This window comes from Mesorhizobium sp. C120A, from assembly GCF_030323105.1.
In the GTDB taxonomy this organism is placed as follows: Bacteria; Pseudomonadota; Alphaproteobacteria; order Rhizobiales; family Rhizobiaceae; genus Mesorhizobium.
Genome location: NZ_CP100476.1, coordinates 1,045,455 through 1,058,623, shown reverse-complemented (window position 1 = coordinate 1,058,623; position 13,169 = coordinate 1,045,455). Strand labels below are relative to the sequence as shown.

14 protein-coding genes are annotated in these 13,169 nt (G+C 63.1%); 9 read left to right on the top strand and 5 right to left on the bottom strand.

Going from position 1 to position 13,169, the window contains the following annotated elements; genetic code table 11:
* The first annotated feature begins 37 nt into the window (after window positions 1-37).
* From NL532_RS05215 to NL532_RS05200, 4 genes are all read left to right on the top strand, one after another.
* Window positions 38-700: a YggS family pyridoxal phosphate-dependent enzyme gene (locus NL532_RS05215; protein ID WP_023829320.1), complete on the top strand. Its 663-nt coding sequence runs from the start codon at window positions 38-40 to the stop codon at window positions 698-700.
* Window positions 701-790: 90 nt separating this feature from the next.
* Complete coding sequence (locus NL532_RS05210; RefSeq protein ID WP_023684084.1) at window positions 791-1,045, top strand: type II toxin-antitoxin system Phd/YefM family antitoxin; 255 nt, start codon at window positions 791-793, stop codon at window positions 1,043-1,045.
* Complete coding sequence (locus NL532_RS05205; RefSeq protein ID WP_023827099.1) at window positions 1,045-1,446, top strand: type II toxin-antitoxin system VapC family toxin; 402 nt, start codon at window positions 1,045-1,047, stop codon at window positions 1,444-1,446. Before NL532_RS05210 ends, NL532_RS05205 begins: the two co-directional genes overlap by 1 nt.
* Before the next feature lie 132 nt (window positions 1,447-1,578).
* Window positions 1,579-2,628: an aldo/keto reductase gene (locus NL532_RS05200; protein ID WP_286487925.1), complete on the top strand. Its 1,050-nt coding sequence runs from the start codon at window positions 1,579-1,581 to the stop codon at window positions 2,626-2,628.
* 50 nt (window positions 2,629-2,678) lie between these two features.
* Here NL532_RS05200 and NL532_RS05195 read toward each other — a convergent pair whose 3' ends face one another.
* Window positions 2,679-3,587 carry a LysR family transcriptional regulator gene (locus NL532_RS05195; RefSeq protein WP_023829321.1) on the bottom strand — a complete coding sequence of 303 codons (909 nt, stop codon included), beginning with the start codon at window positions 3,585-3,587 and terminating at the stop codon, window positions 2,679-2,681.
* 127 nt (window positions 3,588-3,714) lie between these two features.
* Between NL532_RS05195 and NL532_RS05190 the strand changes: the two genes are divergently transcribed.
* Both NL532_RS05190 and NL532_RS05185 read left to right on the top strand, forming a co-directional pair.
* Window positions 3,715-4,896 carry an MFS transporter gene (locus tag NL532_RS05190; RefSeq protein ID WP_023749346.1) on the top strand — a complete coding sequence of 394 codons (1,182 nt, stop codon included), beginning with the start codon at window positions 3,715-3,717 and terminating at the stop codon, window positions 4,894-4,896.
* A 43-nt stretch (window positions 4,897-4,939) separates the two neighbouring features.
* Window positions 4,940-5,974, top strand: coding sequence for an aldo/keto reductase (locus NL532_RS05185; RefSeq protein WP_023736831.1), 1,035 nt, complete (start codon window positions 4,940-4,942; stop codon window positions 5,972-5,974).
* 60 nt (window positions 5,975-6,034) lie between these two features.
* Here NL532_RS05185 and NL532_RS05180 read toward each other — a convergent pair whose 3' ends face one another.
* Window positions 6,035-6,307, bottom strand: coding sequence for an usg protein (locus NL532_RS05180; RefSeq protein WP_023668649.1), 273 nt, complete (start codon window positions 6,305-6,307; stop codon window positions 6,035-6,037).
* A 305-nt stretch (window positions 6,308-6,612) separates the two neighbouring features.
* Between NL532_RS05180 and acs the strand changes: the two genes are divergently transcribed.
* Window positions 6,613-8,568, top strand: coding sequence for an acetate--CoA ligase (acs, locus tag NL532_RS05175; RefSeq protein ID WP_023693191.1), 1,956 nt, complete (start codon window positions 6,613-6,615; stop codon window positions 8,566-8,568).
* 9 nt (window positions 8,569-8,577) lie between these two features.
* The gene (locus NL532_RS05170; protein WP_023726118.1) at window positions 8,578-9,315 is read left to right on the top strand and encodes an MOSC domain-containing protein; all 738 of its coding nucleotides are present in this window, start codon (window positions 8,578-8,580) and stop codon (window positions 9,313-9,315) included.
* Window positions 9,316-9,381: 66 nt separating this feature from the next.
* Here the strand turns inward: NL532_RS05170 and NL532_RS05165 are convergent, their stop codons facing one another.
* Both NL532_RS05165 and NL532_RS05160 read right to left on the bottom strand, forming a co-directional pair.
* Window positions 9,382-10,650, bottom strand: a complete 1,269-nt coding sequence (locus NL532_RS05165) for a class I SAM-dependent methyltransferase (RefSeq protein ID WP_023726117.1) — start codon at window positions 10,648-10,650, stop codon at window positions 9,382-9,384.
* A gap of 387 nt (window positions 10,651-11,037) precedes the next feature.
* Window positions 11,038-11,907 (bottom strand): transglutaminase-like domain-containing protein, encoded by an 870-nt coding sequence (locus NL532_RS05160; RefSeq protein WP_023726116.1) that lies wholly within the window; start codon window positions 11,905-11,907, stop codon window positions 11,038-11,040.
* A gap of 180 nt (window positions 11,908-12,087) precedes the next feature.
* Here NL532_RS05160 and NL532_RS05155 point away from each other — a divergent pair, with 180 nt between their 5' ends.
* Window positions 12,088-12,753, top strand: a complete 666-nt coding sequence (locus NL532_RS05155) for an HAD-IA family hydrolase (protein WP_023684076.1) — start codon at window positions 12,088-12,090, stop codon at window positions 12,751-12,753.
* Between the two features lie 109 nt (window positions 12,754-12,862).
* On the opposite strand, the gene NL532_RS05150 is transcribed toward NL532_RS05155, so the two are convergent.
* On the bottom strand, window positions 12,863-13,069 hold the full coding sequence (locus NL532_RS05150; RefSeq protein ID WP_023688862.1) for a DUF1674 domain-containing protein: 207 nt from the start codon (window positions 13,067-13,069) through the stop codon (window positions 12,863-12,865).
* Window positions 13,070-13,169 lie beyond the last annotated feature (100 nt).

Here is a 13,169-nt window from a genome sequence, read left to right as displayed (position 1 = left end):
GCCGGCCAAGACGATTAAAGACAGGCAGGATATGGACATGGCCAGCGCCGTCGAACAGTTTTTCGCCGTCAAGACGAGGATCGCTGCCGCCGAGCGCGAGGCCGGCCGCGACGCCGGTTCGGTGACGCTGGTTGCGGTGTCGAAGACTTTTGAGGCCGACGTCATCCGCCCGGTCATCGAGGCTGGCCAGCGCGTCTTCGGCGAAAACCGCGTCCAAGAAGCGCAAGGCAAATGGCCGGCCTTGAAAGCCGAATTCCCCGACATCGAGCTTCATCTCATCGGCCCGCTGCAGTCGAACAAGGCGAAGGAAGCCGTTGCGCTCGCCGACGTCATCGAGACGGTCGACCGCGAGAAGATCGCCGCCGAGCTCGCCAAGGAGATCGTGCGCCAGGGCCGCGCACCAAAGCTTTATGTCCAGGTCAATACCGGTTCGGAGCCGCAAAAGGCCGGCATCGAGCCGCGCGACGCCGTCGCCTTCGTCGCCCGCTGCCGCGATGTCCATGGCCTCGCCATCGAAGGCCTGATGTGCATCCCGCCGGCCGACGAAAACCCCGGCCCGTATTTCGCCTTGCTGGAAAAGCTCGGCAAAGAGGCCGGGGTCGCAAAACTGTCGATGGGCATGTCCGGCGACTTCGAGACCGCCATAGCCTTCGGCGCCACCAGCGTCCGCGTCGGCTCGGCGATTTTTGGCGGCCGATAACCTCGGTGATCTCGCGGCCCTAACAGTAGCATTTGTTGCTGCATCGCTGCAGCAATGCTATATCTAGCCAAGCTAGCTAGGTATACTTCCATGAACTGGCATCTGCAGGACGCAAAAAACAATCTCTCGAAGCTGGTTCAGCAGGCTCGTGAAAAGGGCCCGCAGACCATCACCTTGCGTGGAAAGCCCGCTGCTGTCGTGTTGGCCGCTGAAGAATACGAAAGGCTCGTCGGCTCTAAGCCCTCACTTGCGGAATACCTTCTTTCCGGTCCCGAGTGGGACGACGACTTCGTCGAAGAGGTCAATCGCCGCTCCAAGGGGCCCGGCAGAGACGTGGACCTCTGATGTTTCTTCTGGACACGAACGTCGTGTCGGGTGCGCGAAAGCGAGAGGGGCCAGTGGCGGATTGGATAATCAAGCAAGAGCGCCAGTCTCTGTTTCTAAGCGTCATCACGCTCGGTGAAATCGCACGCGGAATCGAAATGAAGCGGCGAAACGACCCCGACACTGCAAACCATTTAGCAGCGTGGTTCCACGGTCTGCGCCACAGCTACGAAAACCGAATTCTCGGCATAGACGAGAGCATCGCTGCCCAATGGGGTCGCATCTCCGCGATCCGCACGCGCGGCGACGCAGATGGGCTTATAGCCGCGACGGCGCTCTTCCACGACCTCATACTGGTCACACGCAACGTCGCCGATTTCGACGATACTCGCGTCACAATGTTCAACCCTTGGGAAGCCTGACCCGCCTGTGTTGATTCGGTGTTGGGGTCGGCCGCAGGTTGAGCCAGAGCCGGCCCATCATTGCGCCACGACTGGAAACGAAACGCGCCGTTCCTATTTGCTTGGCGTCATCACCAATCTGCTGGAGCCACCATGCGCTACAATCAACTCGGAAATACGGGGATGTTTGTCTCCGAACTCTGCCTCGGCACCATGACCTTCGGCGCCGCCGGCGAGAATGCCCAATGGGGCCTGATCGCCAGCCTCGACCAGAAGGGCGTCAACGACATCGTCAGCCGTTCCATCTCCGCCGGCGTCAATTTCTTCGACACGGCCGACGTTTATTCCTTCGGCCAGTCCGAACGCCTGCTCGGCCAGTCGCTCAGGGATCTCGGCGTGAAGCGCTCGGACGTCGTCATCGCCACCAAGGTGCATGGCGCCATGGGCCAGGGCCCGAACGAGCGCGGCTCTTCGCGCGGCCACATCATGGATTCGGTCGAAGGCAGCCTGGAGCGGCTGCAGCTCGACCATATTGATCTCTACCAGTTGCACGGCACCGACACGGTGACGCCGATCGACGAGACGCTGCGGGCGCTCGACGACCTCGTCGCCAGCGGCAAGGTCCGCTATGTCGGCGTCTCCAACTGGCAGGCTTGGCGTATCGCCAAGGCTCTGGGCATTACCGAGCGCAAGGGCTTTTCCCGCTTCGAGACCATCCAGTCCTACTATTCGATCGCCGGTCGCGACCTCGAACGCGAGATCGTGCCGCTCATCAACGAGGAAAAGCTCGGCCTGATGGTGTGGTCGCCGATGGCCGGCGGCCTGCTGTCGGGCAAATACGGTCCCGGCGCGCCCGGCAATGGCGAAGGCCGCCGCGCCACCTTCAACTTCCCGCCGGTCGATGAGGACCGAGCCTGGGCGGCTGTCGCCGTGATGCGCGAGATCGCCCAGAAGCACGGCGTCAGCGTCGCCACGGTGGCGCTCGGCTATGTCCTGGCCAAACCTTTCGTCATGAGCGTCATCATCGGCGCCAGCCGCATGGAGCAGCTCGAGCAGAACCTTGCCGCGGCCGAGGTGAAGCTCGACGCCGACGATCTCGCCAGACTGGATGAGGTCAGTGCGCTGCCGGCCGAATATCCCGGCTGGATGCTGGAGCGTCAGGGCGCCGGTCGCCGCCCGGCGCCGTTCACCCCGAAGAAATAGTCATCGCTGTCGCCTGATGCTTGGGGGTCATCTGGCTCCCCAACGTCTTTTCAGCTCATCCGCACGCTCTCGACCAGAAAGTCGAGAAACGCCCGCACCCGTGCGGGCAAATGCCGGCCCTGGCCGACATAGACGGCGTGGGTAGGCTCCTCGTCGCCCGGATTGAAATCCTCCAGCAGCGCCGTCAGCCGCCCCGCCGCGATGTCATCGGCCACATGCCAGTGTGCCAGCCGGGCGATGCCGGCGCCGCCGACCGCCATCAACCGCATCGACTCGCCATCGCCGACCAGCGTGTTTCCCACGATGGGAACCGTGATGGCATTGTCAGCTGCGTCGACAAACTGCCAGCCATCGACATGCCGGACAAAGCCGAAAGCCATGCGATTGTGCCGGCTGAGATCGGCTGGAGTCAGCGGTGTGCCATGTGTCTTGAGATAGGACGGTGCGGCAACGACTGTCATCCGGGTTTGCCCGAGCTTGCGCGCCACCAGCCGCGACTCGCCGAGCGGCCCGGCGCGGATGGCGACGTCGGCACGTTCAGCCATCAGATCGATGACGCTGTCGGTAAGCACCAGATCGACCGAAATCTCGGGATAGCGTTCGAGGAACTCAGGCAGCAGCGGGATCAGCCGATGCACCCCGAAGGGCACATAGGAGTTGACGCGCAGCCGTCCGCGCGGCGCGGCACCCACGGCCGCCTCGCGCTCGGCCGCCGCCATATCGGCCAGGATGCGCACCCCGCTGTCATAGAACGCCGTCCCTTCCGGCGTCAGCTGCAGCTTGCGCGTGGAGCGGGTGACCAGCCGCGCGCCGAGCCTTGCCTCCAGTCGCGCGATCAGCTTGCTCACCGCCGACGGTGTCATACGCAGCGAACGAGCCGCAGCCGAGAAGCTGCTCGCCTCGACGACGCGGACGAACACTTCGATCTCGCCGGAACGGTTGATATCGGGTCTGGCCATTTGTGAATCTATTTCACAGGAAATATGCCCAAAGCAAGTCTGGTTCACAAGGCATGGCAACACGATCTCTGCGGTCGGGGCGCGGGTCTGGACAGCGCGCTCATTCGAGTTCGAACTGGAAACCGCCATGCCTCTTGCTCTCTACGCCCTCGCTGCCGGCGCCTTCGGCATCGGTGTCACCGAATTCGTCATCATGGGGCTGCTGATCGATGTCAGCAAAGATCTCGGAGTCTCGATCTCGGCCGCCGGCCAGTTGATTTCGGGCTACGCGTTGGGCGTCGTCATCGGCGCGCCGCTTTTGACCATCGCCACCGGCAACTGGCCCCGCAAGACCGTCCTTCTGGCCCTTATGGCGATCTTCACGCTCGGCAACCTCGCCTGTGCGATCGCCCCCGACTACTGGACGCTGATGGGCGCCCGCATCATCACCGCCCTTGCCCATGGCACTTTCTTTGGCGTCGGCTCGGTGGTTGCCACCGGCCTGGTCGCACCCAACAAGAAAGCCTCGGCGATCGCGCTGATGTTCACCGGCCTGACCATCGCCAACATCCTCGGCGTGCCCTTCGGCACCTGGCTCGGCCAGACCTTCGGCTGGCGCGCCACCTTCTGGGCGGTAGCTCTGGTCGGTCTCGCTGCCTTCGCAGTGATCCTGCTTCTGGTACCACGCAGCCAGACGGCGCCCGAGAAGACCAACCTGCGCGCCGATCTCGCCGTGCTGCGCCGCACGCCGGTGCTGCTCGGCCTCGCCACCACCGTGCTCGGCTACGCCGGCGTCTTCGCCGTCTTCACCTACATCGCCCCGCTGCTCACCGAGATCACCGGCTTCAGGGAAGCCGCCGTGTCGCCGATCCTGCTCGTCTTCGGCGGCGGTCTTATCGCCGGCAATCTGCTTGGCGGCAAGGTCGCCGACCGCTGGTTGGTGCCGGCGGTGCTCGGCAGCCTCGTGGTGCTGGCGTTGGTGCTGGCCACAATGACCTTCGCCGTCCACAGCCAAATCCTGGCCGTCATCTATGTCGGCCTGCTTGGTGCCGCCGCCTTCGCCACCGTGGCGCCGCTGCAGATGTGGGTGCTGGAAAAGGCGCAAGGCGCGGGCCAGAGCCTCGCCTCGTCCTTCAACATCGCCGCCTTCAACCTCGGCAATGCCGCCGGCGCTTGGCTTGGCGGCGCGGTGATTGCCCATGGCCTCGGCCTCGGCTCACTAACCTGGATCGCCGCTTTGCTGCCGGTCGCGGCTCTTGGCGTCGCTGCCCTGGCGCTGCGCCTCGATCGCGCCCCCACAATCGGGGCGCCGGTCTGCGCCCAGTCATGAGCATCACGCGCAATCCTTCTTCGACATCATCAAGGAGCATAAAATGGATTATCGACGTCTCGGCGCATCGGGCCTGAAAGTGCCCGCACTCTCTTTCGGCGCCGGCACTTTCGGCGGCTCCGGGCCGCTGTTCGGGGCCTGGGGCAACAGCGATGCCAAGGAAGCGCGGCGGCTGATCGACATCTGCCTCGAGGCCGGCGTCAATCTGTTCGACACCGCCGATGTTTATTCGAACGGCGCCTCCGAGGAAGTGCTTGGCGAAGCCATCAAAGGCCGCCGCGACGCGGTGCTGATCTCGACCAAGACTTCGCTGCCGATGGGCGACAGACCGGCCGACTACGGCTCGTCGCGCTCGCGGCTGATCAAAGCCGTCGACGCCGCCCTGAAGCGCATGGGCACCGATTACATCGACCTGTTGCAGCTGCACGCCTTCGATGCCGGCACGCCGATCGAGGAGGTGTTGTCGACGCTGGACGACCTCGTGCGCGCCGGCAAGCTGCGCTATGTCGGCGTCTCCAACTTCTCCGGCTGGCAGGTGATGAAATCGCTGGCGGAAGCCGACAAGCATGGCTACCCGCGCTACGCCGCGCATCAGGTCTACTACTCGCTGGTCGGTCGCGACTATGAATGGGAGCTGATGCCGCTCGGTATCGACCAGGGCATCGGCGCGCTGGTGTGGAGCCCGCTCGGCTGGGGCCGCCTGACCGGCGAGATCCGCCGCGGCCAGCCCCTGCCGGAAAAGAGCCGGCTGCACGACACCGCCGATTTCGGCCCGCCGGTCGCGGACGAACATCTCTACCGGGTCATGGATGCGCTTGATGCGATGGCTGAAGAGACCGGCAAGACCGTGCCGCAGATCGCCATCAACTGGCTGTTGCGGCGCCCGACCGTGTCCTCCGTCATCATCGGCGCCCGCAACGAGGAACAGCTGCGCCAGAACCTCGGCGCCGTCGGCTGGGCGTTGACGCCGGAGCAGGTCAAAAAGCTCGACATGGCAAGCGAAGTGACCGCGCCCTACCCGTACTTCCCCTATCTCCGCCAGGAAGGTTTCGCCCGGCTGAACCCGCCTGCGGTGTGATCACACGACGTTGAAGCTGCCAATCTCCCCCCTTGCGGGGGAGATCAGCTATACTGCCGCTCAGTGCAGCACGAACTCCCCATCCACCTTCCGCCATTCGTTCGGCGCGATCAGCTTCTGGTGCGTGTAGCTGATCGAATGCAGCGGCCCGTCGAGCCTGGCCTTCCAGAACTCGATGAACTTGATCAGCACCGGAAACTTCGGCGCCAGATCGTAATCCTGCCAGATGAAGCTCTGCAGCAGATGCGGGTGGTCGGGAAAATGGTACAGAATCTTGGCCGTGGTCAGGCCATACCCCTTGAGCATCAGGTCCATTTCGGAATGATCGCGCATGACAGCCCCTTGGCCTAGTTGATTCTCCATTCCTCCCAACACCGAATTGTGCGCGCCGTTCCTTAACTGTCTATGATTTTCCTGATCCCAGTCGGGTTTTATGCACGAAAACATGCAGTTAGCAGCGACCGCTGCCGAGTGCTGATGCAACCGAAACGGGAGCTGCGGCATCCCGCCACGCGAATCCAACGTCTAATGTTGCCGTCAGCGCGGAACTGTTAATAATGCCGCCGAATTCGCGGCTGCGTCGCCGTGATCCTGGCTGAGGTCAAGCCGGCGGGGTGGTTTGGGAGGAAAGTGAAGACATGTCCGAGGTGAAGATCCACCGCGTCCAGCCGGCGTGGAAGAAGAATGCGCTGATCGACAACGACACCTACCTCAAATGGTATGCCGACAGCGTGAAGAATCCGGACAAGTTCTGGGGCAAGCACGGCAAGCGCATCGACTGGTTCAAGCCGTTCAGCAAGGTCAAGAACACCTCCTTCGAGGGCAAGGTCTCGATCAAATGGTTTGAGGACGGCGAAACCAACGTCTCCTACAACTGCATCGACCGCCATTTGAAGAAGCGCGGCAACCAGACAGCCATCATCTGGGAAGGCGACAATCCCTACGACGACAAGAAGATCACCTATAACGAGCTCTACGAGCATGTCTGCCGGCTCGCCAATGTGATGAAGAAGCACGGCGTCAGGAAGGGCGACCGCGTCACCATCTACATGCCGATGATCCCGGAAGCGGCCTACGCGATGCTGGCTTGCACCCGCATCGGCGCCATCCACTCGATCGTCTTCGGCGGCTTTTCACCGGACGCGCTGGCCGGCCGCATCGATGACTGCAAGTCGACCTTCGTCATCACGGCCGACGAGGGCCTGCGCGGCGGCAAGCCGATCCCGCTGAAGGAAAACACCGACAGAGCGATCGAAATCGCCGCCAAGGCCGGCACCAAGGTCGATAAGGTGGTCGTCGTGCGCCGCACCGGCGGCAAGACCGGCTGGGTTCAGGGACGCGACATCTGGTACCATGACGAGATCGCCACGGTGAAAGGCGACTGCAAGCCGGAGAAGATGAAGGCCGAGGATCCGCTGTTCATCCTCTATACCTCAGGCTCGACCGGCAAGCCGAAGGGCGTGCTGCACACCACCGCCGGCTATCTCGTCTATGTCTCGATGACCCACCAATATGTCTTCGACTACCATGATGGTGATATCTACTGGTGCACCGCCGATGTCGGTTGGGTCACCGGCCACAGCTACATCGTCTATGGCCCGCTCGCCAACGGCGCCACCACGCTGATGTTCGAGGGCGTGCCGAATTACCCCTCGCAGTCGCGCTTCTGGGAAGTCATCGACAAGCACAAGGTCAACATCTTCTACACTGCGCCGACGGCACTGCGCGCGCTGATGGGCGCCGGCGACGAACCGGTGAAGAAGACCTCGCGCAAGTCGCTGCGCGTGCTGGGCTCAGTCGGCGAACCGATCAATCCGGAAGCCTGGGAGTGGTATTTCAACATCGTCGGCAACGGCAAGGTGCCGATCGTCGACACATGGTGGCAGACCGAGACCGGCGGCATCCTGATCACGCCGCTGCCCGGCGCCACCGACCTCAAGGCTGGTTCGGCGACGCGGCCCTTCTTCGGCATCAGGCCGCAGCTGGTCGACGGCGAAGGTAGGGTGCTGGAAGGGGCGGCCGACGGCAATCTCTGCATCGCCGATTCCTGGCCCGGCCAGATGCGCACCGTCTATGGCGATCATGACCGCTTCGTGCAGACCTATTTCTCCACCTACAAGGGCAAATACTTCACCGGTGACGGCTGTCGCCGCGACGCCGATGGCTATTACTGGATCACTGGCCGCGTCGACGACGTCATCAACGTTTCCGGCCACCGCATGGGAACGGCCGAGGTCGAATCGGCGCTCGTCAGCCATGAGAAGGTGTCGGAAGCAGCTGTCGTCGGCTATCCCCACGACATCAAGGGCCAGGGCATCTACAGCTACGTTACCTTGATGAAAGGCGTGGAGCCGAGCGAGGAACTGCGCAAGGAGCTTGTCGCCCATGTCCGCAAGGAGATCGGCGCAATCGCCTCGCCCGACAAGCTGCAGTTCGCGCCCGGACTGCCGAAAACCCGCTCCGGCAAGATCATGCGCCGTATCCTGCGCAAGATCGCCGAGGACGATTTTTCCGCGCTCGGCGATACCTCGACACTGGCCGATCCGGCCGTGGTCGATGATCTGATCGCCAACCGCCAGAACAAGAAGGGCTGAGGGGATTTGATGGCTGCACTGGGCGCAGTCACGGAGCTCTGGCGTTACCCCGCTAGTTCGCTTGCCGGCGAACGCCAGGACGCCATTTCGGTCGGCCTTGAAACCATCGACGGCGACCGGCTGTTCGGCCTTGTCGATGTCTCGGACAATGAGATCGCGCGGCCCGACCGCGACGCCAAGTGGCACAAGGTGCCGCGCATCCGCACCCGGCTGAGCAAGGACCGCAAGCTGGAGATCGCCGTTCCCGACGGCGACTGGCTGGTAGCGCCGGGCGCTGAATGCGACAGCGCCGTCTCGACCTATCTCGGCTTCGCCGCCTCGATCCGGCCGTTCAGCCAGGACAACGCTCCCGGCTACACCGGCCCGCTGACCGCGGCGCGCTACCGCAAAGCGCCGATCCATCTCTTGACCACCGCATCGCTGGCCCGGCTCAAGGCGCTGCACCCCGAAGGCATTCCCGATCCGCGCCGCTTCCGCCCCAACATCGTCGTCGACATGGCGGCGGTCGAAGGCTCGTTTCCCGAGACCGAATGGATTGGCCGCAAGCTTGCCATCGGCGACCTGCTGGTGACCGTCTCGGAGCCGTGCCGCCGCTGCGGCTTCACCATCATCAGCCAGGACGGCTTTGACCACGATCCCGGCATCCTGCGCAATCTGGTCCGCCACAACGCCCATAATCTTGGCGTCTATTGCACTGTGGACAGGCCTGCCCGTGTCGAGATCGGCGCGCCGATGCGGTTCGTGTAGGCCTCTACCGCGAGGCAGCGAATCGCAGACCTTGGAAAGCGTGGGGTTCGGCCCCGAATCCTATCCCTACCGATACAGATCCGCCCGTGTCGGCGGCAGCCCGCTCGGCCCGCGTGCGCGTTTGGTGACGACGGTCTGAAAAATCTGCGCCGAGGCGCGCTCGAAGGTGATCGAGCAGCCGGTGAGATAAAGCAGCCACAGCCGTGCCTTGGCCTCGCCGACTTCGGCGACCGCCTCGTCGAAGCGAGCCTGTAGCCGCTCGGCCCACAGCCGGCAGGTGCGCGCATAGTGCTCGCGCAGATTCTCGACGTCGTAGACCAGGAAGCCATGCGCCTCCAGATTGCCCAGCGTCATGCCGATCGTGTCGAGTTCGCCGCCTGGGAAAATGTATTTGAGCAGCGCCTTGAACTCCGGCCCCTTGCGCAAGGTTTTCTTCAAGTCGCCCTTGCTGCGCCTGGTGATGGCGTGGTGCAGATAGATGCCGCCGGGCTTCAGCAAGCGATGGATGGTCTTGAAATAGGTGGCGTGGTTGGCGAGGCCGAGATGCTCGAACATGCCGATCGACGATATCTTGTCGAAGGAGCCTTTGAGCTCCGTATAGGATTTGATTTCGATGGTGATGCGGTCCTGCAGCCCTTCGGCGCGGATGCGCTCGCGGGCGAGATCGGTCTGCGCCTGCGACAGCGACACGCCATGGCCGACGACGCCGTAATTTTTGGCCGCATGGATCAGCATGGCACCCCAGCCGCAGCCGATGTCCAGCAGCTTTTCGCCCGGCTTCAGCCTGAGCTTGCGGCAGATATGGTCGAGCTTGTCGGCCTGCGCCTGGTCGATGCCATCGGCGAAATCCTTAAAGTAGCCGCAGCTGTAGACCATGCGCTCGTCGAGGAAGAGCCGGTAAAAGGCATTCGAAATGTCGTAGTGATGCTGGATCGCCTCCTGGCTCGACCCGCTGACATAGGGGTTGCGACCCGACAGATCGGTGCGTGCACTCATCTGCTTGCGTGACAGGAGCACCGCCGGCAAGTCGCGCAGGATCGCCAGCTTCGGCAGCGACTTGAGCTTGGTCCTGAGCTTGCCTTGCGACGGCAGTGCATAAAAATCGAAAATCGTCCCGTCTTCGATGTCTATCGTCTTGGAAATCCACATCTCGATCAGCGTCGACAACGATGGCCGCTTCACCACCTGCCAGACGATGTCCTGGTCGTTGATGGTGAGCACGGGCCCGGTGGCGGGACCGATCCGCTCGCCGGTCCACAGCTTGACCGCAAAACCCGGCTTCAGCGTTTCGATCACCGTTCGCACGATGCGCGCGGCCTTCTCGGCTGCCTCCATGGCCATCCTCCCGAGTCCTGACAATCCACCTTGCATGGATTTTGCCCGCCCGCGCGGCTCTTCGCAACCCGGCGCAAAAGGCGGCTCGCCAGCTATTTCAAACCGGCATCTTGTTTTTTGCTGCAACGCACCCCATCATCTGTACGTGTTCAACAAATCGAAAGGAGGTGATCCGATGTCGAGTGATTTCGTTTTCCAGAACGTGGCCTCAGCGGATTGCACTTTCGGGAAGCAGTCTTCCCGTTAAGGCGCGATAAGCGCGGCGGGTGACCTCGGTCGCCGCCATTGGCCGCGCCACGGACGGAAACACGGAAGGCCGCCGGCTTCGTCAAGAAGCGGCGGCCTTTTCCATTTCCGGATTGTGTGTCGAAGCGGATCAGAATCCGGTCACGCCAGCATCCGCGCGCTGACCGTCTTGTCGACGCCGTGATAGGGCGGATTGAACAGCTTGCCCTCCTGCTCATAGGTCCAGACCTTGAACAGCGAGAGTTGGTGTGGGCCGAAGCTGTGCAGCAGCGGCACATCCGTGGCATCACGACCGCGCGCGATGACGACGCGGCCTATCCTCGGACGATTATGACGGGGGTCGAACGTGTACCATTTGCCGTCGAGGAACACTTCCATCCAGGCCGAAAAGTCCATCGGCGCCGGGTCGGCCGGTACGCCGATGTCGCCGAGATAACCGTTCACATAGCGGGCCGGGATGTTCATGCAGCGGCAGAGCGTGATCGCCAGATGGGCGAAGTCGCGGCATACACCAACCTGCTCCTCATGCGCTTGGGCTGCGGTGCGCGTCGACCGCGCATAGCCATAGCCGAAGGACAGCCGGTTGTGGACATAGTCGACGATCGCCTGCACCCGCGCCCAGCCGGAGGGAACATGGCCGAAAAGCTGCCAGGCCAGACTGCTCAGATGATCGGTCTCGCAATAGCGGCTGCCGAGGAGGTAGCCGAGCACATCGTCCGGCAGTTCCGCCACCGGCACTTCCCTGGCCAGCGTGTTGACCGCGTCAGGCTCGCCGCTGTCCTCGACGGCTGCGTCATAGAGAATGCGGAAACTGCCGGCGGGTACGGTGAAGCGGCGGCAGGTATTGCCGAACAGATCGTGATAGACCTTGCTCGGCACTGAAGGCGACGTCAGCACGCGCGTCTGCCGTTTGATGTCGGCCTGACGATCCCTGTGGATATCAAGCAGCGAGATGACCGGCGTGGCGCCGACGCATTCAATGGCGATTTCGTAGCCGAGCCGGATCAGCACAATGATTGCCCCTTCGATCCCGTGGAAAACAGTATGCTCAAAACGCCAGAGGCGGGACCATGGTTCCCTGGAACTATCGAAAAGGCTCTCCCGCGGCTTCCCAGGCAGGCGTGGCGACGTTACGGTCGCACGACATGTTTTGACCCTCCCGAAACGATCCCTAACCCCGTGGAAAATCTGATGTTTGCAGGCAGAAAATTCGCCGCGTTCCTGTTCGATATGGATGGTACGGTGCTCAATTCGATCGCCTCGGCCGAGCGCGTCTGGGCGGCGTGGGCGCTTAAGCACGGTCTCGACGTCGAAGCCTTCCTGCCGACGATCCATGGCGTGCGGGCGGTCGAGACCATCACCAGGCTGGCGCTTCCCGGCGTCGACCCTGTTCATGAGGCGTTTGTGCTGTTGCAGGCCGAGTCGGACGATGTCGAAGGCGTGCTGCCGATCGCCGGCGCCGTGCCGTTCCTCAACGCTTTGCCGCCAGAGCGCTGGGCGATCGTCACCTCGGCGCCGCGCCCGTTGGCGCTGCTGCGCATGCGGGCCGCCGGCATCCCGGTTCCCGCCTTGGTGGTCGCGGCCGAGGATGTGTCTCACGGCAAACCGGCGCCAGACTGTTTCCTGCTGGCGGCAAAACGGCTCGGCGTCGACATCGGCGATTGCCTGGTCTTCGAGGATGCGCCGGCCGGCATCGCCGCCGCGGAAGCAGCGGGAGCGTCGGTGATGGTGATCAGCGCCACTCACCAGCATCCAATGACGACTCAGCACAACTCGATTGGTGGCTATGAAACCGTCTCCATCGCCATCGATGACAGCGGCTGGATGACGCTGGGGGCACAGCGCAGCGCGGCCTGAGAACTGGAGAACTGGAGAACTGGAGAACTGGAGAACTGGAGAACGGCTGTGCGCCTTTTTCTTCAACGCTTCAGTTCACCAGTTCCCCAGTTCTTCCGTTCCTGAACCCCTAGAAATCGCTAGCCAGTCCCTTCACTTCCCAGTCGCCGTAGCGGCCGGGTTCCTTGCCGCCGCGGCCGCCGATTTCCTTCGGCAACGCAGCTTCCTTCTGGCGATACGCTTCACGGCGCGCCTCGGCTTCAGCCAGCGCTCGGCTGGCCGCCGGCGTCAGGTCCTTCTCCCGGTCGGCATCAGCTTTGCTGGGTTGGTCGGTCATGCGATAGTCCGGGCGGATTGAAACCAAGGGCGGCGTTTCCCATCATATAGCCATGAGTTCACCCCGATCGACCTTTTTTTGCCACGGCCGCACAGGGAGC